Origin of the sequence: Actinocatenispora thailandica (genome assembly GCF_016865425.1) — a bacterium.
Taxonomy (GTDB): domain Bacteria; phylum Actinomycetota; class Actinomycetes; order Mycobacteriales; family Micromonosporaceae; genus Actinocatenispora; species Actinocatenispora thailandica.
This window is the reverse complement of record NZ_AP023355.1, coordinates 2,364,952-2,391,105: the sequence shown is the minus strand read 5'-3', so window position 1 is coordinate 2,391,105 and position 26,154 is coordinate 2,364,952. Positions and strand designations below refer to the sequence as shown.

The 26,154-nt window shown below is 73.3% G+C and carries 25 protein-coding genes; 9 read left to right on the top strand and 16 right to left on the bottom strand.

Annotated elements, in window-relative coordinates:
* Positions 1-86: 86 nt before the first annotated feature.
* Both Athai_RS10590 and Athai_RS10585 read right to left on the bottom strand, forming a co-directional pair.
* Complete coding sequence (locus Athai_RS10590; RefSeq protein WP_203961347.1) at positions 87-788, bottom strand: acyltransferase; 702 nt, start codon at positions 786-788, stop codon at positions 87-89.
* Between the two features lie 155 nt (positions 789-943).
* Positions 944-1,165: a hypothetical protein gene (locus Athai_RS10585; protein WP_203961346.1), complete on the bottom strand. Its 222-nt coding sequence runs from the start codon at positions 1,163-1,165 to the stop codon at positions 944-946.
* 197 nt (positions 1,166-1,362) lie between these two features.
* On the opposite strand from Athai_RS10585, the gene Athai_RS10580 reads away from it, so the two are divergent.
* Positions 1,363-1,644 (top strand): hypothetical protein, encoded by a 282-nt coding sequence (locus Athai_RS10580; protein WP_203961345.1) that lies wholly within the window; start codon positions 1,363-1,365, stop codon positions 1,642-1,644.
* A 479-nt stretch (positions 1,645-2,123) separates the two neighbouring features.
* On the opposite strand, the gene Athai_RS10575 is transcribed toward Athai_RS10580, so the two are convergent.
* The 3 genes from Athai_RS10575 to Athai_RS10565 form a co-directional block, all read right to left on the bottom strand.
* Complete coding sequence (locus Athai_RS10575) at positions 2,124-3,065, bottom strand: class I SAM-dependent methyltransferase (RefSeq protein WP_203961344.1); 942 nt, start codon at positions 3,063-3,065, stop codon at positions 2,124-2,126.
* 62 nt (positions 3,066-3,127) lie between these two features.
* Positions 3,128-3,913, bottom strand: a complete 786-nt coding sequence (locus tag Athai_RS10570; RefSeq protein WP_203961343.1) for an enoyl-CoA hydratase/isomerase family protein — start codon at positions 3,911-3,913, stop codon at positions 3,128-3,130.
* 127 nt (positions 3,914-4,040) lie between these two features.
* A complete protein-coding gene (locus tag Athai_RS10565; protein WP_203961342.1) occupies positions 4,041-4,868 on the bottom strand; it encodes an ABC transporter ATP-binding protein in 828 nt (275 codons plus the stop codon).
* 86 nt (positions 4,869-4,954) lie between these two features.
* On the opposite strand from Athai_RS10565, the gene glgX reads away from it, so the two are divergent.
* Positions 4,955-7,048 (top strand): glycogen debranching protein GlgX, encoded by a 2,094-nt coding sequence (gene glgX / locus Athai_RS10560; RefSeq protein WP_239156852.1) that lies wholly within the window; start codon positions 4,955-4,957, stop codon positions 7,046-7,048.
* A gap of 27 nt (positions 7,049-7,075) precedes the next feature.
* Here the strand turns inward: glgX and Athai_RS10555 are convergent, their stop codons facing one another.
* Entirely contained in the window at positions 7,076-7,687 is a 612-nt protein-coding gene (locus Athai_RS10555) for an N-acetylmuramoyl-L-alanine amidase (protein ID WP_203961341.1), read from the bottom strand.
* 375 nt (positions 7,688-8,062) lie between these two features.
* Here Athai_RS10555 and Athai_RS10550 point away from each other — a divergent pair, with 375 nt between their 5' ends.
* Positions 8,063-9,052 carry a LacI family DNA-binding transcriptional regulator gene (locus Athai_RS10550; protein WP_203961340.1) on the top strand — a complete coding sequence of 330 codons (990 nt, stop codon included), beginning with the start codon at positions 8,063-8,065 and terminating at the stop codon, positions 9,050-9,052.
* Here Athai_RS10550 and Athai_RS10545 read toward each other — a convergent pair.
* The 10 genes from Athai_RS10545 to Athai_RS10500 form a co-directional block, all read right to left on the bottom strand.
* A complete protein-coding gene (locus tag Athai_RS10545; protein ID WP_203961339.1) occupies positions 9,021-9,572 on the bottom strand; it encodes a S26 family signal peptidase in 552 nt (183 codons plus the stop codon). The two genes, Athai_RS10550 and Athai_RS10545, sit on opposite strands and share 32 nt — an antisense overlap.
* Complete coding sequence (locus tag Athai_RS10540; protein WP_203961338.1) at positions 9,569-11,425, bottom strand: ABC transporter ATP-binding protein; 1,857 nt, start codon at positions 11,423-11,425, stop codon at positions 9,569-9,571. Before Athai_RS10540 ends, Athai_RS10545 begins: the two co-directional genes overlap by 4 nt.
* The gene (locus Athai_RS10535) at positions 11,422-11,964 is read right to left on the bottom strand and encodes a TlpA family protein disulfide reductase (RefSeq protein ID WP_203961337.1); all 543 of its coding nucleotides are present in this window, start codon (positions 11,962-11,964) and stop codon (positions 11,422-11,424) included. The genes Athai_RS10540 and Athai_RS10535 overlap by 4 nt, the downstream gene beginning before the upstream one ends.
* Before the next feature lie 53 nt (positions 11,965-12,017).
* A complete protein-coding gene (locus Athai_RS10530; protein ID WP_203961336.1) occupies positions 12,018-12,584 on the bottom strand; it encodes a MauE/DoxX family redox-associated membrane protein in 567 nt (188 codons plus the stop codon).
* A 94-nt stretch (positions 12,585-12,678) separates the two neighbouring features.
* Positions 12,679-12,888, bottom strand: coding sequence for a hypothetical protein (locus Athai_RS10525; protein ID WP_203961335.1), 210 nt, complete (start codon positions 12,886-12,888; stop codon positions 12,679-12,681).
* A gap of 183 nt (positions 12,889-13,071) precedes the next feature.
* Positions 13,072-14,091 (bottom strand): ABC transporter permease subunit, encoded by a 1,020-nt coding sequence (locus Athai_RS10520; protein WP_203961334.1) that lies wholly within the window; start codon positions 14,089-14,091, stop codon positions 13,072-13,074.
* Positions 14,088-14,978, bottom strand: a complete 891-nt coding sequence (locus Athai_RS10515; protein ID WP_203961333.1) for an ABC transporter ATP-binding protein — start codon at positions 14,976-14,978, stop codon at positions 14,088-14,090. Before Athai_RS10515 ends, Athai_RS10520 begins: the two co-directional genes overlap by 4 nt.
* Positions 14,975-15,367, bottom strand: a complete 393-nt coding sequence (locus Athai_RS10510) for a GntR family transcriptional regulator (RefSeq protein ID WP_203965491.1) — start codon at positions 15,365-15,367, stop codon at positions 14,975-14,977. Before Athai_RS10510 ends, Athai_RS10515 begins: the two co-directional genes overlap by 4 nt.
* An 81-nt stretch (positions 15,368-15,448) precedes the next feature.
* Positions 15,449-18,034, bottom strand: coding sequence for an alpha-glucan family phosphorylase (gene glgP / locus Athai_RS10505; RefSeq protein WP_203961332.1), 2,586 nt, complete (start codon positions 18,032-18,034; stop codon positions 15,449-15,451).
* A 100-nt stretch (positions 18,035-18,134) separates the two neighbouring features.
* Positions 18,135-19,337 (bottom strand): ROK family transcriptional regulator, encoded by a 1,203-nt coding sequence (locus tag Athai_RS10500; RefSeq protein WP_203961331.1) that lies wholly within the window; start codon positions 19,335-19,337, stop codon positions 18,135-18,137.
* Positions 19,338-19,728: 391 nt separating this feature from the next.
* Between Athai_RS10500 and Athai_RS10495 the strand changes: the two genes are divergently transcribed.
* The 6 genes from Athai_RS10495 (at position 19,729) to Athai_RS10470 (ending at position 26,001) form a co-directional block, all read left to right on the top strand.
* Entirely contained in the window at positions 19,729-21,066 is a 1,338-nt protein-coding gene (locus Athai_RS10495; RefSeq protein ID WP_203961330.1) for an extracellular solute-binding protein, read from the top strand.
* Positions 21,067-21,200: 134 nt separating this feature from the next.
* Entirely contained in the window at positions 21,201-22,169 is a 969-nt protein-coding gene (locus Athai_RS10490; protein ID WP_203961329.1) for a carbohydrate ABC transporter permease, read from the top strand.
* Positions 22,169-23,029, top strand: coding sequence for a carbohydrate ABC transporter permease (locus tag Athai_RS10485; protein ID WP_203961328.1), 861 nt, complete (start codon positions 22,169-22,171; stop codon positions 23,027-23,029). The genes Athai_RS10490 and Athai_RS10485 overlap by 1 nt, the downstream gene beginning before the upstream one ends.
* A gap of 351 nt (positions 23,030-23,380) precedes the next feature.
* Complete coding sequence (locus Athai_RS10480) at positions 23,381-24,847, top strand: glycoside hydrolase family 3 protein (RefSeq protein ID WP_203961327.1); 1,467 nt, start codon at positions 23,381-23,383, stop codon at positions 24,845-24,847.
* A 75-nt stretch (positions 24,848-24,922) separates the two neighbouring features.
* A complete protein-coding gene (locus tag Athai_RS10475; RefSeq protein ID WP_203961326.1) occupies positions 24,923-25,582 on the top strand; it encodes an ion channel in 660 nt (219 codons plus the stop codon).
* Positions 25,495-26,001 carry a hypothetical protein gene (locus Athai_RS10470; RefSeq protein ID WP_203961325.1) on the top strand — a complete coding sequence of 169 codons (507 nt, stop codon included), beginning with the start codon at positions 25,495-25,497 and terminating at the stop codon, positions 25,999-26,001. Before Athai_RS10475 ends, Athai_RS10470 begins: the two co-directional genes overlap by 88 nt.
* The last annotated feature ends 153 nt before the right edge of the window (positions 26,002-26,154 follow it).

Sequence of the window (26,154 nt, the reverse complement as noted above, 5' to 3'; positions counted from 1 at the left end):
GGCCCGCTGCCGTACGCACCGGCCGGCGACCCGCCCCGGACGCTGGTGACCCGCCCCGGGCGCGCCACCAGACCGGCCCAGATCGATCATGGACCGGTCGGCGTCGGTCCGGGCGCGAACCGGGCAGGACGACCCGAGCCGGTCGGCGCCTCGACCCGCAGCTCCGGCGCCGGCAGCCGGCTGCGCAGCACCCGGGCCGGCACCCCGCCGGCGATCGTGTACTCGGCGATGTCGCGGGTGGCCACCGCGTTCGCGGCGAGCACGCTGCCGCGGCCGATCCGCACCCCGCGGGTGACCGTGGCCTTGGTGCCGAGCCAGCAGTCCGGGCCGATCCGCACCGGCGACTTGACGATGCCCTGGTCCTTGATCGGCCGGGTCAGGTCGGTGGTGACATGGTCGAAATCGGCCACGTAGACCCAGTCGGCGACCAGTGTCGCGGCGCCGACCTCGATGTCCAGGTAGCCGTTGATCCGCACGTCGGCGCCGAGCACCGCCTTGTCACCGATGCGTACCGTGCCCTCGTGTGCCCGGATCGCGGTGCCGTCGCCGAGGTGCGACCACCGGCCCAGCACGATCCGACCCCGGCCGCGGGGCGCGGTCAGCTCGACCCGCCGCCCCAGGAACACGAAACCTTCGGTCACCACGTCCGCCCGGCGCAGCCGCAGCAGCGCGAACCGCCAGTACCGCAGCAGGTAGTACGGGGTGAACGCGCGGTGCCGCCACACCCACGCCAGCGACGCGCGGGTCACGAACCGCGCCTGCCGCCGGTCACGCCGCCGCCGCACCATGCCCCGAACGTACCGGACGGCGCTGCGCCGTCGAGTCACCGCGGCGGGTGCCGTACCGCGGCCGGCACCGAGCCGCCGCGGCGGTGCAGCACCGTGCGGCGGCGTGGCGGCGGCCGGCGACGCGCGCCGGGCGGCCGGCTCGCCGGCTCGCCGGCTCAGCGCAGCGAGCCGACCAGGGCCCGTGCCGTGCTGGTGACCCCGCGGCTCGGGTTCTCGATGTCGCCGGAGGCGTCGAGGCGCAACACCAGGTTGCTGCGCCGGACCAACACGCTGGTACCGGCGGGCGAGGAGACCCGCACGGCCTCGTCGCCGAGCCCGGGCAGGGTGGTGCGGCCGTGCGTGCCGGACAGGTCGGAGGTGAACCCGGCGTGCGCCATTCGGGGGCGGACAGCGGCCCCTTCGTCCCGTACCGGGTCAGGGTGAGCGTCACCCGCGCGTTGCGGCCGGACGCGGCGCCACCGAGGTAGGTACAGGTCGACTCGTCGCCGGTGTCCGACGGGTAGTCGCGGACCAGGCCGGCGCCGAACGCGGACTCGACCCGCTGCGCGGTGAGCCGGGCGCACGCGTCCGGGGCGTGCCCGTACGCGCCCGGGTCGGCGAACGCACCGGTGAAGAACAGGATGCCGGCGCCGCACGGCACCAGGATCACCAGCGCGACCACGGTCAGCGCACCGAACAGGCCCGGGTAGCGCAACCAGTGTCGCCGCGGCTCGGCCGAGCCGTCGTTCAGCACGGCGGCCAGCTCGTCCAGCTCACCGGTGTCCGTCAGGTGGTCCGGCGCACCGGCGTCGCCCGGTCCGGCCGACCCGCCGTCGTCGAGCCGTTCGCTCCCGTCGACCGGCTCGCCACCGACTGACGGCCCGGCCGACTCCGACGGCTCGGGAGGCTCCGACGGCTCTGCCGACTCAGCCGACTCCGACAGCTCTGCCGACTCGACCGGATCCGATGACTCTGCCGACTCAGCCGACTCAGCCGACTCCGACGGCTCCGACGGCTCCGACGGCTCCGACGGCTCCGACGGCTCCGACGACTCTGCCGACTCGGAAGGCTCCGACGGCGGCTCTGCCGACTCGACCGGCTCGGGCTCGGGCGGCCCGCCGCCGTCGGATCGCGCTGCCAGCCCGCCGTCGTCGACCGGCGCACCGTCGTCGACCCGTTCGCCGCCCTCGGACGCCTCGGCGGGCACCTGCTCGGCGGCCGGATCGCCGTCCCGGTCCACCGGTCCGGCAGCCACGGTGGGCCGCTCCAGGGCGGGTACGTCGGCGGACAGCGCACCGTCCGGTGCCGCGGCCCCGGCGCCGGACGGTTGGTCGGTGGTACCGGCGAGGTCCGGCACTACGGCTTCACACCCGTGATCTCGACGTTGTAGAACAGCTCCTTGGGCAGCACGTGCGAGAGCACCTTGGTGTCCACACTGGACAGTGCGCGCCAGGAGCGGTAGGCGAAGTTGGCCCACCCCCAGCCGAGCTTCTCCTTCGGCACCGCGGCCTCGAAGGTGCGCACCGGCCAGCCGAGCAGCGCGGCGGTGAACTCGTCGGTGGCCACCTCGACGTCCATCGCGCCGGCCCGGACCGCGGTGCGGCGCAGTTGCTGCGGGTCGAAGGTGTGGATGTCCACGACCGCCTCCAGCGCCGCCGCCGCGGACGAGGAGTCCAGCTCGGCCTGCGGCCGGCGCCAGTCGGTGAGCCCGGGCAGCTTGGTCAGGTTCGTAGTGGCCCACCAGGTCAGCTGACCGAGCTTGCGGGCGTAGAAGTCGCCGACCTTGCTCGGCTCGCCGCAGAACACGAACCGGCCGCCCGGACGCAGCACCCGCAGCACCTCGCGCAGCGCCTGCTCGACGTCCGGGATGTGGTGCAGCATGGCGTGCCCGACGACCAGGTCGAAGCTCGCGTCGTCGTACCCGATCGTCTCCGCGTCGCTGACCCGGCCGTCCACATCGAGGCCGAGCTGCTTGGCGTTGCGCAGCGCGACCTCGACCATCCCCGGCGAGATGTCGGTGACGTGACCCTTCTCGATCACCCCGGCCTGCATCAGGTTGAGCAGGAAGAACCCGGTGCCGCAGCCCAGCTCCAGCGCGTTGCGGTACGGCCAGCCCTCGGTGCCGGCCACGTGCGCGAACCGGTCCCGGGCGTAGCTGACGCAGCGCTCGTCGTACGAGATCGACCACTTCTCGTCGTAGGTGTTGGCTTCCCAGTCGTGGTAGAGGATGTTCGCCTGCTTCGGATCGTCGCGGGCGGCCTCCACCTCGGCGGCGCTGGGCTGCGACTGGCCACTCATCGACGTTCCTCCCTCGCCGGCACGGCGACGAGGCCCGCCCGGTACCCGCACTGGCTCATGCGTCACTTTCCGGTGAAATCGGGCTTGGTCTTGGCCACGAACGCCGCCATCCCGATGTTCTTGTCCTCGGTGGCGAACAGCGCGGCGAACAGGTGACTCTCCAGCGCCAGCCCGCTCGCCAGGTCCACCGACAGGCCGCCGTCGATGGCCTGCTTGGCCGCGCGCAACGCCTGCGCCGGCCCGGTCAGGTACGGCTGGACCGAGGCCACCGCGGCGTCGAACACCGACTCGCCGGCCGGCACCACGGCGTCGACCAGGCCGATCCGCAGCGCCTCGTCGGCGGCCACGTGCCGGCCGGTGAAGATCAGCTCCTTGGCCTTCGACGGGCCGACCAGCCGGGGCAGCCGCTGGGTGCCGCCGGCGCCGGGGATGATGCCCAGGCCGATCTCCGGCTGGCCGAGCTTCGCGTCCGCGGCGGCGACCCGGAAGTCGCAGGCCAGCGCCAGCTCGCAGCCGCCGCCCAGCGCGTACCCGGTGATCGCGGCGACGACCGGCTTCGGGATGCGCGCGACGGCGTCGAACGCGGCGGACAGCTCCAGCGCCCGGCCGGCCATCTGCGCGTAGCCCTCGTCGGCCATCTCCTTGATGTCGGCGCCGGCGGCGAACACCTTCTCGCCGCCGTACACGATCACGGCGCGGATGTCGTCCCGGCTGGTCACCTCGCTCGCGGCGGCCCGCAGCTCGTCCTGCACGGTCGAGTTGAGCGCGTTCATCGGCGGCCGGGTCAGGCGGATCACGCCGACCCCCGGCTGCTCGGCGAGCGTCTCCAGCCGAACGAACTCCCCCACTGCGACCTCCTCGATCACGACACTGCGGGCCGGGTCGCGGCGCCGCCTCGCACCGACCTTAACCGGTCGGTAGCCCCCGCCCGGAGCGCACCGCCCGACGCGCCGGAGCCGGCGTCCCCACCGCAGGTCAGGGCGCCGGTACGGGCCGGGACAGTGCGGTGTAGCGCGCACCGATCCGGCTCACCGCGAGCGGTAGGCCGAACGTGTCGGACAGGTTGTCGCCGGTGATCACCTCGGCGAGCGGGCCGGCGGCCACCAGCGCGCCGTCCCGGATCAGCAGGGCGTGCGTGAACCCCGGCGGGATCTCCTCGACGTGGTGGGTGACCAGCACGATCGCCGGCGCATCCGGGTCGGCGGCGAGCGTCGCGAGCCGGTGCACCAGGTCCTCCCGGCCGCCCAGGTCGAGGCCGGCGGCCGGCTCGTCGAACAGCAGCAGCTCCGGGTCGGTCATCAGCGCCCGGGCGATCTGTACCCGCTTGCGCTCACCGTCGGACAGCGTGCCGTAGCGGCGCCCGGCGAGCGCGGCGACACCCCAGCGGGCCAGCAGCTCGTCCGCCCGCGCGTCGTCCATCGCGTCGTAGCTCTCCCGGTACCGGCCGAGCACGCCCCAGGCCGCGGTGAGGACCGCGTCGTGCACCGTCTCGTCCGGCGGGATCCGGATCACGTGGTGGCCGCCGACCAGCCCGAGCCGGGTGCGCAGCTCGGCGACGTTGGTGCCGCCCAGCCGCTCGGCGAGCACGTGCACCGTGCCGGTGGTCGGGTAGAGCCGGCCGGCGGCGAGGTTGAGCAGGGTCGTCTTGCCCGCGCCGTTGGGGCCGAGCACGACCCACCGCTCGTCCAGCTCCACCTGCCAGTTGACGTCGCGGACCAGGTCGTTGCCGTCGCGGGTGACCGTCACCGCGTCCAGCGCGACGACCAGATCGGGATCGGTGTTGGCTGCCACCGCGCCATCCAATCATGACCGCCGGCGGGTGCGATCGGGTGTCGGCAGCGATCATGGAGGGCGGGACCGGCCGATCCCCGAGCGCCGGTGGAGGTGGCATGGAGCTGGGTGCGACGCCGATGGCGGACGGGGTGCGCTTCGCGGTCTGCGCGGCGCACGCCGAGGCGGTCGAGGTGTGCCTGTCCGACGGCGCCGGCGGCGAGCGGCGGGTGCGGTTGACCGAGCGTACCGACGACGTGTGGCACGGCCACGTGCCCGGCGTCGGGGTCGGCGACCGGTACGGGCTGCGCGCGTACGGGCCGTGGCAGCCGCACCGCGGGCACTGGTTCAACCCGGCGAAGCTGCTGGTCGACCCGTACGCGCGGCGGTTGACCGGGGCACCGGCCGACCACCCGGCGCTGTGCACCGCCCGGGTCGACGGCGCGCCGGACGGCCGCGACTCGGCGCCGTACCTGCCGCGCGCCGTGGTGACCGCCGCACCGGCGCAGGTGTGGCGCCCGCCGCTGCGCCCCTGGACCGACACCGTCCTGTACGAGCTGCACGTGCGGGGCTTCACCGCCCGGCTCCCGCAGGTACCGGCGCGGCTGCGGGGCAGCTACGCCGGCCTCGCCCATCCGGCGGCGGTGGCGCACCTGCGCCGCCTCGGGGTGACCGCGGTGGAACTGCTGCCGGTGCAGCACAGCGCCACCGAGCCGTTCCTCGCGCAGCGCGGCCTGACCAACTACTGGGGCTACAACACGCTCGGCTACTTCGCGCCGGACACCCGGTTCGCGGCGACCGCCGACCCGGTGGCGGAGTTCCGCGACATGGTCGCGGTGCTGCACGACGCCGGGATCGAGGTGATCCTCGACGTGGTGTACAACCACACCGCGGAGGGCCCGCCGACCGGTCCGACGTTGAGCTGGCGCGGCCTCGCGAACCGCACCTACTACCGCCTGGAGCCGGCCGACCCGGCCCGCTACCGCGATTTCACCGGCTGTGGCAACACCCTCGACGTCCGACAGCCGGCGACCCTGCGACTGGTACTGGACTCGCTGCGCCACTGGGTGCTCGCGCTCGGCGTGGACGGGTTCCGGTTCGACCTGGCCAGCGCGTTGTTGCGGGGCGAGTCGGGCGTCGAGCAGTACCCGGGTTTCCTCGCGGCGATCGCGGCCGACCCGGTGCTGCGCGAGGTACGGCTGATCGCCGAGCCGTGGGACCTCGGGTCCGGCGGCTACCGGGTGGGCGGGTTCGGGCCCGGCTGGTCGGAGTGGAACGGCCGCTACCGGGACGCGGTGCGCGACTTCTGGCGGGGCCACGCGGCGAGCCTGGCCGAGCTGGGTACCCGCCTCGCCGGCTCGGAGGACCTGTACGGCGCGGGCGGCCGGGGGCCCGGCGCGTCGGTCAACTTCGTCACCGCGCACGACGGGTTCACCCTGCGCGACGTGGTCAGCTACGCGCAGAAACACAACGAGGCGAACGGCGAGGGCGGCGCCGACGGTACCGACGACAACCGGTCGGAGAACAACGGTGTCGAGGGCGACACCGACGATCCGGCGATCCTCGCGGTGCGCCGCCGGCAGGTGCGCAACCTGCTCGGCACGCTGCTGCTGTCGGCGGGTACGCCGATGCTGCTGGCCGGCGACGAGCTGGGCCGCACCCAGCAGGGCAACAACAACGCGTACTGCCAGGACAACGAGGTGTCCGCGGTGAACTGGGACGGCGCGGACACCGAACTGCTGGCGTTCACCGCCCGGCTGCTCGAGCTGCGGGCCACCGAGCCGGTGTTCCGGCGCCGGCACTTCTTCACCGGCGCCGCCGTCGACGGCCACCGCGACCTGGTCTGGTACCGCGCCGACGGAGCCGAGGTGACCGCCGCGGACTGGCACGCCGGTGGCGCCGGTACGCTCGGCGCCTTCCTCGACGGCGCCCGCGCCGACACGCGCGCCCCGGCGGGACGTGCGTCGGCCGGCACCCCGACGCCCTCCGCGGCAACACCTGCGTCGGCCGGTACCGGCGGGTCCTACCTGCTGTACCTGCACGGCGCCGGGGTCGACGCGCCGGTGCTGCTGCCGGAAGCCGCGGCCCGCTGGCAGGTGGTGGTGGACACCGCGGAGAGGCTGGCCGGCGAGTACCCGGCCGGCGCCCGGGTCACGATGACGGCGCGCAGCCTGCTGGTGCTGCGCGCCGTCGACGGGCCCCCGGCGAGCTGACCGCCGGTCGGTGCCCCGGCGGACCGGTCAGGCCCGGACCAGCGCCATGTACTTGTCCCAGTCCCAGTACGGGCCGGGGTCGGTGTGGTCGGTGCCGGGCACCTCGACGTGGCCGATGATGTGGTTCCGGTCCATGGCGATGCCGTACCGGTCGCAGATGTCGCGGGTCAGCTTCGCCGACGCGGTGTACATGGCGTCGGTGAACCAGCTCGGGTCGTCCACCCAGCCCTCGTGCTCGATGCCGATGCTGCGGGTGTTGTAGTCCCAGTTGCCGGCGTGCCAGGCGATGTCCTTCTCCCGCACCATCTGGTCGAGGTAGCCGTCGGCGGACCGGGTCACGTAGTGCGCGCAGGCGGCGTGGCTCGGGTCCTGGAACAGCGTGATGGTGTTGTCGAAGGTCTCCTGCGTGACGTGGATGACCACCAGTTCGATCGGGTAGGTGCTCGGCCGGTTCGACTTGGTGTAGTTGCTCGTGCTGGCCGGCACCCAGTGCGCCGCCGGGTAGTCGACGGCGCTGGCCTTGCGACCCGGCGCGGCGGACGCGCCGCCGGCGGCCAGACCGGCACCGAGCACGCCGGCGGCCCCGGCCGCGGCGGTGAACAGCGCGCGACGAGACAGTCCACTGTGGACCGATGTCATGGGCACTCCCCAGAACCAGGCCCGACGCCGGGTGGCGATCGGGCGATAACCGGATGATCCCGATCAGACAGGCTTAATACACCGGAATGCCCATGTCAATAGTTGCCATTCTAAAGAGCGGTTTCGATTCTTTCCTACACGACGGGTGTTCTCGACCCCGTCGCGGCGTGTGCCGTACCGCAGTGCCCGCCGCCGCCGAGCCGGACACCACCGCCGGCCGATACAGTCCCGGTACGCAGGCCGTGGCGTGACGGTCGCGCGAACGGGAGGTGGCATGGGGTCGACACGACGGGGGCTGGCCGCGCTCGGCAGCCCCGAGCTGGACCTGACCCGCAGGGTGCCGCGCTGCCCCCGCCCACCGGCGAGCCGGTAGCCGTGCGCGTCACCATCCGCGACGTGGCCCGCGCGGCCGGTGTGTCGGTGTCGACCGCGTCCCGGGCGCTGACCGGCGCCCGCCCCGTCGGCGAACAGATCGCCGTCCGGGTCCGGGACGCCGCCACCGCACTCGGCTACCGGCAGAACCGGGTCGCCAGCGCGCTGCGCACCCAGCGCACCGACACCATCGGGATGGTCGTCCCGCAGATCTCCAACCCGTTCTACCCGGTCCTGGTCGAGGCGATCGAACGCTGCCTGGGCGACGACAACCGGCAGTTGCTGCTGTGCGACGCGCAGCGCGACGCCACCGTCGAGTCGTCCCGCATCCACGCCCTCGCCGACCGGCAGGTCGACGGCCTGATCGTGGCGCCCGTCAGTACGGTCGCCAGCGCCGCCGCGCTGACCGCGATCGCCGGTGAGGTCCCGGTGGTCCAGGTCGACCGTTCGGTCGCCGACACCGCGCTGGACTGGGTCGGCGTCGACGACGTCGCCGGCCTGCGGCTGCTCACCGAACACCTCGCCGAGGTCGGCGCCCGCACCGCCGTGCTGGTCGGTACCGTCTCCGAGTCGTCCGCCGGCCGGACCCGGCTCGCCGAGTTCGGACCGGCCGCCGCCCGGCACGGGCTGTCGACCGCCGAACCGCTGCTCGGCGCCTACGGCGTCGAGTGGGGCGTGCGCGCCGTCGACCAGCTGCGTGCGCGCGGCGCGCTGCCGGACGCGATCGTCTGCGTCAACGACGAGATCGCCCTCGGCGTACTGCAGGGCCTGCGGGCGGCCGGCATCTCGGTGCCCGGCGAAGTGGTCGTCACCGGGTTCGACGACAACGGCTTCGCCGCCCTGGCCGACCCGCCGCTGACCACCGTGCGCCAGCCGCACCAGCAGATCGCCGCCGAGTGCCTGCGGCTGCTGGACCGCCCCCGCGGCGGCCCCACGCGGCGCATCGCGCTGGCGCCGTCGCTCATCGTCCGCGCCTCCACCACGCTGCGCTGACCGCGGCGCGCCCGGCCACCACGCCCACGACGCGGTCCCGCGGCAGCGGCCCGTACTGCCGCGAGTCACGGCTCGCGACCGGGTTGTCGCCGGCCAACAGCACCATCCCGGCCGGCAGCCGGCCGCCCGCCCCGGGGAACCCGGCCGGCACCGGGTCCCCGGCGGTGGCGACGACGCGCTTGACGACGCGGCCCGGTGCCGGGGCGGGCACCCGCAGCCCCCGCGGGCGCCCGATCGCCGAGGCGGGTCCGGGCAGCGGCCCGGTGACCGGCGGGTCGGCGACCACGACCCGGCCGCCCAGGGCGATCCGGGCCGCCCGGTCCGGCGCCAGCCGCCGGACGAGCAGCCGGTCACCGTCCCGGTAGGTCGGCGACATGCTCGACCCGCGCACGGTGACCACGAGCACCCGGCGGCGCAGCCACCACCCGAGTGCGCCCACGACGGCCCCGCCAGCCACGATCGACAGCACCACGCCGCCGATCACGCCGCCGATCACGCCGCCGATCACGCCGCCGATCACGGCGCCGACCGGACCGGCTCGGCGTAGCCGCGGGCCTGCAGGGCGAACAGCCGCGCGTACTCCCCACCGAGTTCGATCAGGCTGGCATGATCGCCCTGCTCGGCGAGCCGGCCACCGGCGAGGACCACGATCCGGTCCGCGTCTCGTACCGTGTTGAGCCGGTGCGAGATCAGCAGGCTGGTGCGGTGCCGCCGGTGCTCCCGGATCCTGGCGTGGACGGTCGCCTCCGCGTCGGCGTCCAGGCCGGCGCTCGGTTCGTCCAGGATCAGCAGGTCCCGCCGGTCCCGCAGGAACGCCCGGGCCAGCGCCAGCCGCTGCCCCTGACCGCCGGACAGCAGCACGCCGGTCTCCGGGTCGTCCCGGTCGGCGTTGTCCTGGAACATCCGGGTCAGCGGGGTGTCGTACCCCGCGGGCAGCGCCGCCAGCGTCTCGTGAATGCCGGCCAGCCGGGCCGCCCGCTCGATCCGGGTACTGTCGTCGAACACGCTCAGATCACCGACGCCGATGTTCTCCCGGGCCGGCAGCTCGTACTGCACGAAGTCCTGGAACACCGCACCGATCCGCTCCCGCAGCCGGTCCGGGTCGAGATCGCGCAGGTCGAGCCCGTCCCAGTGGATGCTGCCGCGGCTCGGGTCGTACAGCCGGCACAGCAGCTTGACGATGGTGCTCTTGCCCGCCCCGTTGAGCCCGACCAGGGCGAGCGAGCTGCCGGCCGGGATCGTCAGGTCCACCCCGCGCAGCACCCACGGCCGGTCCGGGCCGTAGCGGAACCACACGTCGCGCAGCTCGATGGCGTGGCCCAACGCCGGCACCGCCGACGGCTCGGCCGGTGCCGGCAGGTCCGGTTGCACGGTCACCACCGCCTGGTAGTGATCCAGCATCAGCAGCGCCTGGTGGGTCAGGGCGAGCCCCTGCACGATCTGCGACAGGCCGCTCTGCACGCCGGCGACCGCGGCAACGAAGACGCTGACGTCACCGACCGAGATCCGTCCGTGCCGGGCTGCGTCGATCGCCCAGACCAGCCCGCCACCGGCGATCACCGCACCCATCAGCCCGAGGCCGGCCTGCACCGCCAGGTCGCGCCGGTCCAGCGCCTGCTGGGTGCCGTTCGCCGTCCGCAGCTCGCGAAGCATCCGGTCCCGGAAGAACGGCCCGAGCCCGAACAGCCGGATCTCCTTGGCCTCCCGCGGGTTGCTCAGCAGGCCGGCGTAGAACAGCTGGCGCCGCTCGGCGTGGCCGATCCGCAGCATGGCCCGTGCCCGGCGGCGGCTGAGCAGCAGCTCCGCCCGCGCGGTCGGTATCACCGCCACCGCCAGCGCCGCCGCCAGCCACGGGTTGACGACGAGCAGGGTGCCGAGGAACCCGCCGAGGGTCAGCACGCTCTCCCCGATGCCGATCGCGTTGGTGACCACCCGGCTCGGCGCGTACGAACCGTTGTGCTGGGCCAGTTGCAGCCGATCGTGGAACCGCGGATCCTCCAGCCGTGCCAGGCCGCGCAGCCGGGAGACCACCCGGGTGAAGAGCCGGTCGAACGCCACCAGCCGGGTCGCCCGCCCCAACTGCGACTTCGCGTACGACGCGGCCCGTGGCAGCACCGTCCGGGCCACCCCGAGCAGGGCCAGCAGGACGCCGAGCCAGACCAGCACCCCGCCCAACCCGTGCCGCACCAACCCGTCGAGCACCAGTTTGAGCAGCCACGCGGTCGCGACCGGGAGGAGCCCGGCCAGCACCGCCAGCACCACCAGCGCCGCCAGACCGCCCGGCGCCGCCCGCACCGCGAGGCCGAGCGCCACCCGCAGGTACCGGCACGCGCGCGCCGGGCCCAGACCCGACTCGGTCGGCCGCCCGCTCATCCCGCCACCGGGCTCGTGACCACCTCGTACGGGTCGGTGGCCGCGACGGTGCCGTCCTCCGCGAGCCGGTACAGGGTCGGATAGCCCGCCACCCCGAACGACCGGCCCATCGGGCCGTCCAGCTCCTCGGTGACCACCATCGCCGCCGGCCGAAGCTGCGCGACCAGGTCCGCTGTCTCCTCCTCGGTACCGACGACGACGGCCAGCGCGCGCTCCCGCCCACCGGGGAGCGCCCCGGCCGCGCGGGCGAACCGCGGCACCCACTCCTTGCAGGGCTGGCAGCGCCGGGCGAAGAAGCCGACCAGCAGCGGCGCGTCCCGCCCGGTCAGCCGGCGACCGTCGACGGTGGCGGCCTCGAACTCCGGCGGCCGGTCACCGATGCGCAGCTGCGGGTCGGGCCGGCCGGCGACCCTGCCGGCGCTCAGTCGGTTCAGCCGGTCGGTGTGTTCCCGCAACCTGCGTACCAGCCCCAGCGTCAGCAGCAGGTTCAGCAGGGCGATGACACCGACCAGCACGATCGCCGCATCGAGCACGTTCACACGCTCCCTTCCGAAGGCGGCCGGGGCCGCGTCCAACGACCAGCTCGACGCCGTCAACGTGGCGGCGCGCCCGGTGTCGACGCGGCGCCGAACAGGTCGACCACCTCGTCGAGCCGCACCATCAGCGCCGCCGCGACCGCCCCCGCCACCAGCGCGACCAGTACCCCGGCCACGCCCAGGCCCGGCGCGACGGGTATCGCCGCGACGCCGCCGGGTGCCAGCCACGCACCGGCCAGCGCGGCCAGCGCCAGCAGCACGTTGCGGGCCACGTGCACCCGGCTCAGCGGTGCGCTCGACGCGCCGAAGCAGCGGCACGGCGCAGCCTCCCCGCGACGCAGCGCGGCGACGATCGCGAGCCCGAATCCGATGCTCGACAACAGGACGAGCGCGAAGCCGGCGACGGCGCCGGCACCCCCGACGACCAGGAGCAGCACGATCGCCCACTCGAGCCACCGCACCACGGTCGCCACCGGCCGGGCGGTCCCGGCGAAACGGCTGGGCAGCAACCGCCCGGTGGCCGCGACGAACTCCTGCCGGCCGGCCGTGCCCCGCTTGCCGCCGGCCGCGACCGCGAAGACCCCGGCCAGGAACACCCGCAGCCCGAACTCGACGTACCCCATCGCCCACCCCGGCTCTCGATCGGCTGGCCCGCCGGGGCGGCCGGTTCGCCGCCCCGGCGGGCGCGCTGCTCGCGCACCTCGCTGTGGTACCGGCTCAGCAGCAGCCGTCGAACTCCCACGGCCCGACCGAGCCGTCGCAGTAGACGTTCCTGACGTAGTAGCCGATCCCGCTCGTGCACGACGCGTCCGCCGCGGCGCCGCCGCGACAGCTCACGTCGATGGCGCAGACATCCTGAGCGGAGACCTCCTCGTGTGGAACCAGTCGACCGAGGACTCCGTTCAGACCACGTTGCAGCAGCCCCATCGGGCCACCTCCTCCACCAGGACGACACAACGGAGACGATGCCAAAACGGTCATAGGTGACCAGGCATCGTCAACGGCAGAATAGGTGACGATCGATGATCATTACGGCGATGTGAGGCAGGTAACGTTGCGTGCCTCGAACGATGCGGAGTGCGGCGAGAGGGCGACCCGGACCGGGGGCCGTCAACGGATCCGGCGGATCCGCCAGAGGCAGAAACCCGCCAGCGCGGCGGCGATCACGAGGTACCCGCCGGCCTCGCGCCACTGCAGCGACCAGAACCGGCTCGCCGGCTGGTAACTGACCCGCTGCCGGTAACCGAGCCGGCGCAGCCGCGCGAAGCACGCCTGATGGCGGTCGGGCTGCCCTGGTGGCGGCGGCCCACACTGGATGACCCAGTGCGGCAGGGTGGCCACCGCGTGCCCGCTCGCGTCGACCGTCTCGTTGGCCAGGATCCAGTCGCCCGGCCGATGCACCCGCACCTCCAGGTCGATGACCCGGCCGCCCGGCTGCGCGACGATCCGGCCGAGGTTGGCCGCGGTGATCGTGGTGGTGTAGCGAACGGGCTCGATCAGGTGCGGCCGGACCCACAGCGGCGTGCCCACCTGGGCGGCCGCCAGCAGTACCAGCGTCACGGCCATCGCCGGAATGCTGCGGCGGAGCACCAGGCCGACCGCGACGCCGAGCGCCAGCGCGAACACGGCGTAGCCGACGGGCACGATGCCGTGCGCGCCGAACACCAGCGGCGACAGCCGCGGCATCGAGAAGGCGCCGGCGGTCAGGCCCTTGTCCAGGTCGGTGTCGATCGGGCTGGCCCACCAGGTGAAGCCGACGCCGACGATGCCGGCGAGCACCGCCGCGGCCAGCGCGCTGACGCCGAGCTTGACGGCCAGCCACCGGGTCCGGGTGACGCTCTGGCTCCACGTCAGCCGGTACGTGCTCGCCTCGAGTTCCCGCGCGACCAGCGGGGCGCCCCAGAACAGCCCGACGGCACCCGGCAGCAGGTACAGCAGGCCGATGCCGACGCGGTACACGGTCGGGTCGGTGCCGCCCACGCTGGCCTGCGCCAGGAACGAGTTGCCGGACTCGTCTGCCAGCCGCGCCAGTTGCGGCCCGGTGCACAGCAGCACTGCGGCGAACGCGACCACGATCGCGGTCACCACCAGCGCCTGCACCCGGTACTGCCGCCAGGTCAGCCAGATCATCGCAGCACCTCCAGCTTCCGGCGGCGGGGTTCGTCGGCGGGTCCACGCAGGTATGCCAGAACCAGGTCCTCGAGGCCGAGCCGGGCGACCGACCAGGCCGGATCGTGGATCGGCGACGCGGTGCGCACCAGCAGGGTGCTCTGCCGGTCGGTGTGGCTTGCCGTGACGACCTCCTGGTCGGCGGGCAGGGTCGCCGGGTCCCGCCGGGGCCCGGTCAGCAGGTGATGGGTGGCGAGCAGGGTGTCGATCGCACCGGACAGCCGCAGCCGGGAGTCCACCAGCACGACGAGGTGGTCACAGGCGCGTTCCAGGTCGGAGATGAGATGCGAGGAGAGGAGGACGCTCAACCCGTGCTCGGCGACCGCCGCCATCAAATCCTGCAGGAACTCCCGGCGGGCCAGCGGATCGAGCGCGGCCACCGGCTCGTCCAGGATCAGCAGTTCCGGCCGCTTGGCCAGGCCCAGGGTCAGCGCGAGCTGGGCGCGCTGGCCGCCGGAGAGCCTGCCGGCCCGCTGCTTCGGATCCAGCCCGAGGCGGCGGATCCGGTCCCGCGCGACGGCGTCGTCCCACCGCGGGTTGAGCCGCGCGCCGAGCCGCAGATGGTCGGCGACGCTGAGCCCGCCGTACAGCGGGGTCTCCTGGGCGACGAAACCCACCTTGGCCAGCTGCGCCGGGCCGGTGGCCGGTCGCCCGCCGCACACCTCGATCGTCCCCGCGGTCGGGGCCAGCAGGCCGCCGGCCAGGTTGAGCAGCGTGCTCTTGCCGGCGCCGTTGGGGCCGACGAGCCCCACCACGTGCCCGGCGGGTATCTCCAACGTGCAGTCCGACAACGCCCACCGCCGCCGGTACCGCTTGCCGAGGCCGTGGGTCTCCAGCACGGCGGTCATGCGATGCCCTCCCCGGCCGCCGCGCGAAACGTGGTGGCGAACAGTGCCTCGATGCTCTCGTCGTCGAGCCCGGCCCGGCGCGCCTTGGCCAGCCACCGTCGCAGCTCCGCACGCAGCGGGCCGTGCGCGGCGAGGGTGGTGTCGGCGAGCGTGCGGGTCACGAACGTACCGACGCCGGGCCGCGCGGCGACCAGCCCGTCGTGTTCCAGCTCCCGGTACGCCTTGAGCACGGTGTTGGGGTTGATCGCCAGTCGCCCGACGACGTCCTTGACCGTCGGCAGCCGGTCGCCCTCGCGCAGCATGCCCAGCCGCAACGCGTGCCGGACCTGCTGGACGAGCTGCGCGTACGGCGCGACGCCGGACCGGCCGTCCAGGTGGAACTCGATCATCCCTTCCTCCATTTGACTACTCACCTAGCACTTTAACCCGATGGCGGGAGCCACGCGCGGCGAGCGGAAGGGACGGCGGCGTCAGGACTGGTCCGGGTAGCGGATCAGGGGCAGATCCGTCGGGCTGGCGAGCAGCGGATGAGCGGGCAGCACCCGCACCGTGCAGCCGGCGGCGCCCGCGCGGGTCAGCGGGACGTCCGCGACGTAGCGGTAGCCGTCGCCATCGCCGTCGACCACCCGCATCGGCTCGGTCGACACCGCGGTCAGCTCGTCCGAGCCGTCCTCACCGAGGGCACCGGTACACACCTGGACCTGCACCTCGTCCGGGGACAGCCGGTCGAGCCGGACCCGGGCCCGGACCCGCAGCACCCCGCCGAGCGCCGCGACGGCCTGCTCGTCGACCTCGACCTGGTCGACCGCGACGCCGGGCCACGCGGCGGTGGCCCGGCCGGCGAACTCGGCGAGCTCACGGCCCGGTGCGCCGCCGTCCGCGGCCATCCGGCGGGACGCCACCGCCGCCGGCAGGTAGAGCCGCTCCACGTACTCGGCGAGCATCCGGCCGGCGAGCACCCGCGGGCCGAGCGTGGTCAGGGTGTGCCGGACCGCCTCCACCCAGCCGGTGGGCACCCCGTCCGCGCCGCGCGCGTAGAACAGCGGTACCACCTGCTGTTCGAGCAGCTCGTACAGGGCACCGGCCTCCAGCGCGTCGCGCCGGCCGGGGTCGGCGACGCCGGCCGCGGTGGGGATCGCCCAGCCGTTGCGGCCGTCGTACAGCTCGTCCCACCAGCCGTCCCGGATGGACAGGTTGAGCCCACCGTTGAGCGCCGACTTCATCCCGGAGGTACCGCAGGCCTCCAGCGGTCGCTGCGGGTTGTTCAGCCACACGTCGCAGCCGGCGACGAGATGGCGGGCCAGCCGCATGTCGTAGTCGGGCAGGAACACGATGCGGCGGCGCAGCCGGGGATCGTCGGCGAACCCGACCATCTCCTGGATCAGCCGCTTGCCGCCCTCGTCCGCCGGGTGCGCCTTGCCGGCGATCACGATCTGCACCGGCCGGTCGGTGGCGGTCAGCAACCGCTCCAGCCGGGCCCGGTCGGCGAGCATCAGGGTCAGCCGCTTGTAGCTCGGCACCCGGCGGGCGAACCCGATGGTCAGCGTGTCCTCGTCGAGAGCGTCGGACACCCAGCCGAGTTCGGCCTCGGTGGCACCCCGGCGCAACGCCGAAGCCCGCAACCGGCGGCGTACCTCGGCGACCAGGTCGGCGCGCAACTCGCGGCGCACCGCCCACAGGTCGGCGTCCGGCATCGCGGCGACCTTCGCGAACGCGTCGGTCTCGTACGGGGTCTGCGCGGCGGCGGACTCCGAGGTGTCCACGCCCGCGCGCTGCGCCAGCTGCCACCCCGGACGAGACACCCAGGTACCGCCGTGCACGCCGTTGGTGACCGAGGTGATGGGCACCTCGGCGACGTCGAAGCCCGGCCACAGCGAGGCGAACATCTCCCGGCTGACCCGGCCGTGCAGCGCGGACACGCCGTTGGCGTGCTGCGCCAGCCGCAGCCCCATGTGCGCCATGTTGAACACGGCCGGGTCGGTCTCGGCGCCGAGCGCGAGGATCCGGTCGGCCGGCAGGCCGGGGCTCGCGTTGTCACCGCCGAAGAACCGCGCGATCGTCTCGCGCGGGAACCGGTCGATGCCCGCCGGTACCGGGGTGTGGGTGGTGAACACCGTGCCGGACCGGACGATCCGCAGCGCGGTGTCGAAGTCGACGTCGGCCGACTCGACGAGTTCCCGGATGCGTTCCAGCCCGAGGAAGCCGGCATGGCCCTCGTTGGTGTGGTACACCTCCGGCTCGGGCGCACCGGTGACCCGGCACCAGGCCCGTACCGCCCGGATGCCGCCGATGCCCAGCAGCGCCTCCTGGACCAGCCGGTGGTCGACGCCACCGCCGTAGAGCCGGTCGGTGACGGCGCGTTCGGCGGGGCCGTTGTCCGGCACGTCGCTGTCGAGCAGCAGCAGCGTCACCCGGCCGACGTGGGCCTGCCAGATCTGCGCCCGCAGCTGCCGGCCCTCCGGCAGCCCGACGCCGATGACGACCGGCACCCCGGCGGCGTCGCGCAGCAGGTCCAGCGGCAACCGGCCGGGATCCAGCGTCGGGTACTGCTCGGTCTGCCAGCCGTCCGCGGTCAGCCCCTGGGTGAAGTAGCCCGCGCGGTAGAGCAACCCGACACCGAGGATCGGCACGCCCAGGTCGCTCGCCGCCTTCAGGTGGTCACCGGCCAGGATGCCGAGCCCGCCGGAGTACTGCGGCAGCGTCTCGGTGATGCCGAACTCCGGCGAGAAGTACGCGATCGCGTCCGGCACGTCGGCCGGCAGCGTCTGGTACCAGCGGGGTTCGGTCAGGTAGCGGTGCAGGTCGGCGTGCACCGCGTCGAGCCGCAGCCGGAACTGCTCGTCGTCCGCGAGTTGGGCGAGCCGCGGCGCCGACACCTGCGCCAGCAGCCGGACCGGGTCCTGACCGACGGCCTGCCAGCCGGCCGGATCGACCGCGGCGAACAGGTCGCGGGTGGGCGGATGCCAGGCCCAGCGCAGGTTGACGGCAATGTCGTCCAGGGCGGCCAGCGGCTCGGGCAGGGTGGCTCGGACCGTGAACCTTCGGAGCGCTCTCACGGGTTCTGGACAGTACCGGCTGGGCGCCGCCGGACGGGCCGAAACGCCCGAGGCACGCCAGATCGGGTCGCGGTGACGGACCAGAAAGTACGTCGCGGCGTCACGGCGCGGGATCCGGCTCGGCGTCGTCGGCGTCGTTGCCCTCGAAGATCTCCTCCCGCGCCGACTCCAGCGCGGTCAGCACGGCACCGTGCAGCACCGGGTCGGCGGCGATGGTGGTACCGACGACCCGCGGCGCGACCGGCGCCAGCTCGCGCACCTCGCGCTCGACCCGGGCGGCGAGCTCGTCGCCGCCGGCCGAACCGACCTCGCCGGCGAGCACCACCAGGCCGGGGTCGAGCACCACCGACACGGCGGCGGCGCCGAGGGCGATGCGCCGGGCGATCTCGTCCAGCAGTGGCCCGCCCTGGCCCGGGTCGGCGACCGCGGCGGCCACCGCGGCGGCGGCGGTGCGCTGCCGGAAGCCGTGTTCGCGGGCCAGCGCCCGGATCGGCTCGGCCCCGGCGAGCGCACTGTACGGCGCCTTGTGCGCCCGGGTGACCCCGTGCACCAGCTCGACGCCCGGCACGGGAAGGTAGCCGACCTCGCCAGCGGCGCCGAGTACGCCCTGGTAGAGCCGCCCGTCGAGCATCACGCCGACACCCATCCCGCGGTCGCACCACAGCAGGACGAAGTCGTCCACGCCGGCGCCGGCGCCGAGCTGGTGTTCGGCGACGGCGGCCAGGTTCACGTCGTTGACGATGCGGACCGGCCGGTTCAGGTCGGCGGTGAGCGCGGCGAGCAGGCCGCGGTGCCAGCGCGGCAGTTCCCAGGAGAACGACACCTCACCGGAGCGCGGGTCGATCACGCCGGGCGATCCGAGTACCACGTGCCGGATCTTCCCGACGGGCACCTCGGCCGCCTTCGCCGCCTGTGCGAGCACCTCGTGCACCAGCCCGACCGGGTCGTCGGAGATGTCGGCGGCGACCTCGATCCGGCCGTGTTCGGCGCCGGTGAGGTCGGCGGCCTGCGCGGTGACGCCGTGCGGACCGATCGCCATGCCCACCACGTACGCCGCGGACGGCACGACCGCGTAGAGCTGGGCGTTCGGGCCGCGGCCGCCCGCGGACACGCCGACCCGTTCGACCAGGCCGCGCTGTTCCAACCGTTCGACCAGCTGGGACGCGGTGACCTTCGACAGCCCGGTCAGCTCGCCGAGCTTGGCCCGGGTCAGCGGGCCGTGCGCGAGCAGCAGTTCGAGGGCAGCGCGGTCATTAAGAGCTCGTAACAACCGCGGCGTGCCGGGCTGTCGGCGTCGACTCATCACCATTCGTCCTCTAGTCTTTAGGAAACTTTCCTATTAGATTCCCTCAGGGGTCCGAACAGGAAGGCGTCGGACGGCTGTCGAGGCTCAGGGCAGGCCTGCCAAGGCGGAGGTGCGAGCGCATACCGGGTGCCGGTGCGCTCGTGCCGACCACGCCGGCAGCGTCGTTCTGAGTCGACAGGCGCCGACAGTCCTTTTTGTTAAGGCCCCTAAGGGACACCCGCCAGCTTAGAGCGCCGGTTGACCGCGGGCGCCGTGCGCTGCACAGCGCCCCGGTCAACCACGCCCGTACCGGTCGCCGACCGGGCAGCCGGCAGCGGCGAACGCCGCGACCCGACCGACGAGCGCGCCGGCGGGAACCGCCCGAGCGCACCACATCCAGGGAGGATGCGTGAAACATCGGCTGATGGCCGCGGCCGGACTGGCCGCGGTTCTGCTGGGAGCCACGCTGGCGACCACGGCCTGCGGCAACGGCAGCGGCGCCGCCGGCAGTACCGGCAAGATCGACACCAAGGGCGACAAGAACGCGACCGGCACGCTCACCGTCTGGCTGCAGGTCGACGCGCAGTCCAGCTGGCCCAACGCGGTCAAGGCCGCCACCACCTCGTTCCACAAGAAGTACCCGAAGGTCACGGTCAAGGTCAGCTACCAGGCCTGGAACGATCACCTGACCAAGTTGGACGCGGCCCTGACCGGCAAGCACGTGCCGGACGTGGTCGAGATGGGCGACACCGAGACGACCTCGTACCTCGCCAACGGCGCGTTCCGGGACCTGACCGACTCGAAGAACCTGTTCGCCGACTCGGCCAACTGGAACTCCGGCCTCGCCGCCTCCTGCACCTACGAGGGCAAGGTCTACTGCGTCCCCTACTACTCGGGCAGCCGGATCGTGTTCTACCGCAAGGACATGTTCGCCAAGGCCGGCATCGGCGCCCCGCCGAAGACGCTCGCCGAGCTGATGACCGACGGCGGCAAGCTGAACAAGAAGTACGGCAGCGACCCGAAGTTCTCCGCGTTCTACATGCCCGGCAAGTTCTGGTACTCGGCGATGTCGTTCGTGCAGGACGCGGGCGGCACCATCGCCACCAAGAAGGGCGGCAAGTGGGTCGGCGGACTCGACTCGCCGGCCGCGATCAAGGGCCTGACCCAGTGGAAGGCGCTGTCCGACCAGCTGTCGGCGGCCAGCAAGACCAGCGACGAGGCCAACCCCCAGCAGTACACGGTGATGGCCCAGGGCCACGTGGCGATGATGTACGGCCTGGGCTGGGAGGGCGCCAGCGTGTCGGCCGACGGTAACGGCGGCAACCCGAAGCTGAAGGACTCCATCGGCAGCTTCGCGATGCCCAGCGGCTCCGGCAAGGAGGCCATGCAGTCGTTCGCCGGCGGCTCGGACCTCGCCATCACGGCGAAGAGCCAGCACCCGGACTGGGCGGCGGCCTGGACCGCGGCGATGACCTCGCAGTCCAACGAGAAGCTGCTGATGAAGGCCGGCAACGTGCCGAACACCACCACGCTGCTGGCCCAGGCCAAGTCCGACCCGGCGCTGGCCGCGGCCGCCTCGTCGGCCACCGACAGCTGGATGGTGCCGATCTCCACCGGCTGGCCGAAGGTCGAGAAGAGCTCCATCCTGCAGAACGGCCTGTCCGACATCGCCACCGGGAAGAAGAGCGTCGCGGACGCCTGCAAGCAGATGAACCAGCAGGTCGAGCAGGCGCTCAACGGTTCCTGACCCGACCGCGCCCGCCGGGACGGCCCGATTGCCTCCGATCGGGTCGGCCCGGCACACCCCCCGAGGTCGGTCCGGCCCGGCGAGCCTCCCCCGCCGGGCCGGACCGGCGCACCGCACTCACCGCAGGGAGCAGCATGACCGCGTACACCCAGGCGCCGGCCGAGGCGGCCGGTGCGGCACCGCCGGGGTCGCCACCGCGCCGCCGGCGCCGCCTCGCCCCCAGGACCATCGGTTACCTGCTGATCCTGCCGACCGTGCTGGTGCTGGCCGGGGTGCAGGGCTACCCGCTGGTCAAGCTCGCGCTGCTGTCGGTGCAGGACCTGACCCAGCGGGAGCTGTTCAGCGGCCTGCCGGCGCCGTTCATCGGCCTCGGCAACTACGCGAAGATCCTCTCCGACCCCGACTTCTACCTCGTGGTGCTGCGCACCGTGGCGTTCACCGCCGCGAACGTGGCCCTGACGCTGGTGCTGGCCACCGGCCTCGCGCTGGTGATGCGGGCGGCGTCGCGATGGTGCCGGCTGCTCCTCACCGTGGTGCTGATCTGCGTCTGGGCGATGCCGCAGGTGGTGTCCACGCTGGTGTTCAACTGGCTGTTCGACTACGAGTTCGGCGTGGTGAACTGGCTGGTCGGACGGCTGCCCGGGGTCGACATGAACGGGCACGACTGGTACGCGAACACGATCTCCGGGTTCGGCGTGATCACCATGATCGTGGTGTGGGGCGCGATCCCGTTCGTCGCGATCACCCTCTACGCCGGCATCTCGCAGGTGCCGAAGGAGTTGGAGGAGGCGGCCCGGGTCGACGGCGCGAACAGCCGGCAGATCTTCTTCCGGGTCACCTACCCGATCCTGCGGCCGATCTACACGATCGTCACGGTGCTGTCGGTGATCTGGGATTTCCAGGTGTTCAACCAGGTCTGGGTGGCGCGCGGCGGCCGGCCGGAACCGCAGTACCAGACGCTCGGGGTCTACTCGTTCGTGCGGGCGTTCGGCGTCAACGAGTACAGCCTGGGCGCCGCCATCGCGGTGATCACGGTGCTGCTGCTGCTGATCTTCACGGTGTTCTACATCCGGCAGAGCCTGCGCCAGGGGGAGATCGACTGATGGCCAGTCAACCCAGCACGCGAGCTCGGCGCGGCCGCCGCGGGGGCGGCCGGATCGCCGCCAACACCATCGGGATCGTCGCCTCGGTCGTGCTGATCTTCCCGGTCTACTGGATGGTGCTGACCGCGTTCAAACCGGGCGACGAGCTGATGACCTACACCCCGCACTTCGCCACGCTGCATCCCACCCTGGCGAACTTCTCCCGCGCCGTGCACGCGCCGCACTTCGCCGACGCGTTGGGCAACAGCGTGGTCATCGCGTTCAGTACGATGATCATCGCGTTGGTGCTGGCGCTGCTCGCGGCGGTCGCCATCGCCCGCTTCCGGTGGTACGGGCGGCGCGCGTTCATCTTCGCCATCCTGGTCGTGCAGATGGTGCCGATGTCCGCGCTGATCATCCCGCTCTACCTGATGCTCAACTCGATCGACCAGGTCAACAAGCTGTCCGGGGTGGTCCTGACCTACCTCGCGTTCGTCCTGCCGTTCAGCATCTGGACGCTGCGCGGTTTCGTCGCCGGGGTGCCGGCCGAGCTGGAGGAGGCGGCGATGGTCGATGGCTGCACCCGGCTGCAGGCGTTCTTCCGGATCGTGTTGCCGCTGGTGTTTCCCGGCCTGGTGGCGACCTCGATCTACGCGCTGATCCAGTCCTGGAACGAGTACATCATGGCCTACGTGCTGCTGTCCGACCAGCAGAAGGAGACGCTGCCGGTGTGGCTGGTGTCGTTCGTCTCCGCGCACGGCGTCGACTACGGGGCGCTGATGGCGGGCGCCACGATGATGGCGCTGCCCGTCGTCGTCTTCTTCGCCGTCATCCAACGACACGTCGCCAGCGGCCTGACCGCCGGCGCGGTCAAGGGGTGACACCAGTGGGCAACCGAAAGGCCGGCAACCAATGAGCGAGCGCCAGCGAGCGAATCATGGGTATCGCGCGACCCCGTGTCTCATCGCCGTTCCGACAAAGGAGGAACGGCGATGAGCCGGCGCCAGCGAGCGAATCATGGGTATCGCGCGACCCCGTGTCTCATCGCCGTTCCGACAAAGGAGGAACGGCGATGAGCCGGCGCCAGCGAGCGAATCATGGGTATCGCGCGACCCGGTGCCTCATCGCCGTTCCGACAAAGGAGGAACGGCGATGAGCCGGCGCCAGCGAGCGAATCATGGGTATCGCGCGACCCGGTGCCTCATCGCCGTTCCGACAAAGGAGGAACGGCGATGAGCGAGTCGCTACGCAGCCAGGCGCTGCGCACCCTGCTCGCCGCGTTCCCGGCCGCCACCGCGCCGGACTGGGTGCGCCGGCTGGGCGACGAGGGGCTCGGCGGGGTGGTCCTGTTCGGCCACAACATCGTGGACGAATCCCAGGTCACCGGGCTGATCTCGACGCTGCGGGCGGGCCGGCCGGAACTGATCGTCGCGCTCGACGAGGAGGGCGGTGACGTCACCCGGCTCGGCTACACGTCCGGGTCCCGCTACCCCGGCAACGCGGCGCTGGGCGCGGTCGACGACGAGAACCTGACCCGCCAGGTGTACGCGGCGCTCGGCGGCGAGCTCGCCGCGCTGGGCATCACCCTCGATCTCGCCCCGACCGTCGACGTGAACTCGGCGCCGGACAACCCGGTCATCGGTACCCGTTCGTTCGGTACCGACCCGGCCCGGGTCGCCGCGCACACCGTCGCCGCGGTCCGCGGGCTCGGCGACGCCGGGGTCGCCGCCTGCGCCAAGCACTTCCCCGGTCACGGCGCGACCCGGGTCGACTCGCACGAGGCGGTACCGGTGGTCGACGCGCCGATGTCGGTGCTGCGGGCACGCGACCTGCCACCGTTCGCTGCCGCGATCGGAGCCGGCGCCCCGGCGATCATGACCGCGCACCTGCGGGTACCGGCGCTGACCGGTGCCCTGCCGGCCACCTTCAGCCGGGCCGCGCTGGGCGATCTGCTGCGCGGCGAGCTGGGCTTCGGCGGCGCGATCATCACCGATGCGCTGGAGATGGGCGGCGCGGGCGGTGACGCCGGGATGGGTAGCGCCGCGGTCCGGTCGCTCGCCGCCGGCGCCGACCTGCTCTGCCTGGGTGCGAAGATCACCGAGGAGCTGGTCGAGACGACGGTCGCGGCGATCGTCGCCGCGGTGGGCGACGGCCGGCTCGCCGCCGAACGACTCGCCGACGCCGCCCGCCGGTCCGCGGTGCTGGCCGCCGCCACCCGGGCCGGTACCGGCTCCACCCGGGCGCCGGTACCGGACGGGATCGGCCTCGCCGCGGCCCGCCGCGCGCTGCGCGTCTACGGTGCGCTCCCCCGCTCGCCGCGACCGCTGATCGTCGAGCTGGACGCGCCGCCGACGATCGCCGTCGGCGAGGTGCCCTGGGGGCTGCTGCCGTACCTGGAGGCGGCGGACGCACCGGCCGACCTGGTCCGGCTGCGACCGCTGTCGGACGAACCCATCGACGTGGGCGGACTGGCCCGCCGGGCCGCCGGCGGGCCGCTGATCCTGGTCAGCCGGGACACCCACCGGCACGCCCGGATCCGCGAGGTGATCGAGCAGATCACCGCCGCCCACCCGCAGGTGGTCGTGGTGGAGATGGGCTGGCCGGCGTGGCGTCCGCCGCACGCGGTCGGTTATCTCGCCACGTTCGGCGCCGGACCGGCCAACGCCCGGGCCGCGGCCGAGGCGCTGCTCGCCGGCTGACGGGCGGGCCGCCGCCGGGCGGCGGGGGTTGGCCCGCGCGGGCGGCCGGTCGTTATGGTGGGACCGATCCGATCAATGGGATGTCTGGTGCCGCTGTTCGTCTATCGCCTGCTGACCCGACTGACGTTCCTGCGCAAGTGGGCAACGCCGGTGGTCGTCGTGTTGTTCGTGTTCGGCACGAGCTGGCCGCTGATGGCGGTGGCCGAGCCGGCCGGCAGCGCGTTGGTGCGCCCGGCCAACTACTGGTGGTACTTCACGGTGACCGCGGCGACGGTCGGTTACGGCGACATGACACCCGAGACGGCGCTCGGCCGACTCGTCGGCGGCTATGTCATCCTCGGCGGCATCGCGGCGCTGACCACCGTGTTCACCAACCTGGTCGCGGCGCTGGAGCAGCTACGGGGACGTCGGACGCAGGGAGCCATCACAGTGAGCCTCGCCCAACACATCGTGCTGATCGGGTACACGCCGGGGCGGACCGAGCGCATCGTGGGACAGCTGCTCGCCGACGACGCCGCGTCGGTGGTGCTGTGCACCTGGGAGGAGGTGACCAGCCACCCGATGCCGGAGCGGCCGGTCGAGTTCGTGCGTGGCGACCCGACCGACGGCCAGGTGCTCCGGCGCGCGGGGTGCACCGGGCCCGGACCGTGCTGGTCGACGCCCACGACGACAACGAGGCGCTGGCGGTCGCGGTCGCCGTCGACCACGTGTACCGGGGGTCGCACCTGGTGGTGACGCTGCGCGACATGGCGCGCGCGCCGCTGTTCGGCTACGTCGACGCCGCGATCCGCTGCGTGCAGTGGCACGCGCCGCGCATGATCACCGAGGAGCTGACCTCGCCCGGCATCTCCGACGTGTACGCGGAGCTGATGACGCACGGCGGCGCCAACACCTACTCCGTGGCGCTGCCCGACACGCTGGGCCGGGTTCCCGTGGACCGCTGCCGCACGCTGCTCAACCAGCGCCACCAGGCGACCCTGCTCGCGGCGCGTTCCGCCGACGGGCTGCTGGTCAACCCGTCGGTACGGACCGTGCTGCCCGCCGGCGCGGTGCTCTACTACATCGCCGAGCGCCGGCTCGATGCCGGGAAGCTGACCGACGGGCTGCGCGGCGCGCCGGCCGCCGAGGACGCCTCGGCGGCGCTGCGCCGGTAGCGCTGCCCGGCCTGCCCGGCCGCGACGGCGCTACCGAGGGCGCCCGCCCGACGCGCCCACCCCGCCCGCTGGGGCGAGTGCCCGCCCGGCCTGCCCCGGGCACGCCACCGGACTGGCGCGTCCGGCTGGTTGTCGGCGCGCGGTAGCGTGACA

Excerpts from the sequence above, each read along its gene's own strand:
- Athai_RS10590 (WP_203961347.1), bottom strand. The coding sequence starts at position 788 with ATGGTGCGGCGGCGGCGTGACCGGCGGCAGGCGCGGTTCGTGACCCGC.
- Athai_RS10585 (WP_203961346.1), bottom strand. The coding sequence starts at position 1,165 with ATGGCGCACGCCGGGTTCACCTCCGACCTGTCCGGCACGCACGGCCGC.
- Athai_RS10575 (WP_203961344.1), bottom strand. The coding sequence starts at position 3,065 with ATGAGTGGCCAGTCGCAGCCCAGCGCCGCCGAGGTGGAGGCCGCCCGC.
- glgX (WP_239156852.1), top strand. The coding sequence starts at position 4,955 with ATGGAGCTGGGTGCGACGCCGATGGCGGACGGGGTGCGCTTCGCGGTC.
- Athai_RS10555 (WP_203961341.1), bottom strand. The coding sequence starts at position 7,687 with ATGACATCGGTCCACAGTGGACTGTCTCGTCGCGCGCTGTTCACCGCC.
- Athai_RS10540 (WP_203961338.1), bottom strand. The coding sequence starts at position 11,425 with ATGAGCGGGCGGCCGACCGAGTCGGGTCTGGGCCCGGCGCGCGCGTGC.
- Athai_RS10530 (WP_203961336.1), bottom strand. The coding sequence starts at position 12,584 with ATGGGGTACGTCGAGTTCGGGCTGCGGGTGTTCCTGGCCGGGGTCTTC.
- Athai_RS10525 (WP_203961335.1), bottom strand. The coding sequence starts at position 12,888 with ATGGGGCTGCTGCAACGTGGTCTGAACGGAGTCCTCGGTCGACTGGTT.
- Athai_RS10520 (WP_203961334.1), bottom strand. The coding sequence starts at position 14,091 with ATGATCTGGCTGACCTGGCGGCAGTACCGGGTGCAGGCGCTGGTGGTG.
- Athai_RS10515 (WP_203961333.1), bottom strand. The coding sequence starts at position 14,978 with ATGACCGCCGTGCTGGAGACCCACGGCCTCGGCAAGCGGTACCGGCGG.
- Athai_RS10510 (WP_203965491.1), bottom strand. The coding sequence starts at position 15,367 with ATGATCGAGTTCCACCTGGACGGCCGGTCCGGCGTCGCGCCGTACGCG.
- Athai_RS10500 (WP_203961331.1), bottom strand. The coding sequence starts at position 19,337 with ATGAGTCGACGCCGACAGCCCGGCACGCCGCGGTTGTTACGAGCTCTT.
- Athai_RS10490 (WP_203961329.1), top strand. The coding sequence starts at position 21,201 with ATGACCGCGTACACCCAGGCGCCGGCCGAGGCGGCCGGTGCGGCACCG.
- Athai_RS10485 (WP_203961328.1), top strand. The coding sequence starts at position 22,169 with ATGGCCAGTCAACCCAGCACGCGAGCTCGGCGCGGCCGCCGCGGGGGC.
- Athai_RS10480 (WP_203961327.1), top strand. The coding sequence starts at position 23,381 with ATGAGCGAGTCGCTACGCAGCCAGGCGCTGCGCACCCTGCTCGCCGCG.
- Athai_RS10475 (WP_203961326.1), top strand. The coding sequence starts at position 24,923 with ATGGGATGTCTGGTGCCGCTGTTCGTCTATCGCCTGCTGACCCGACTG.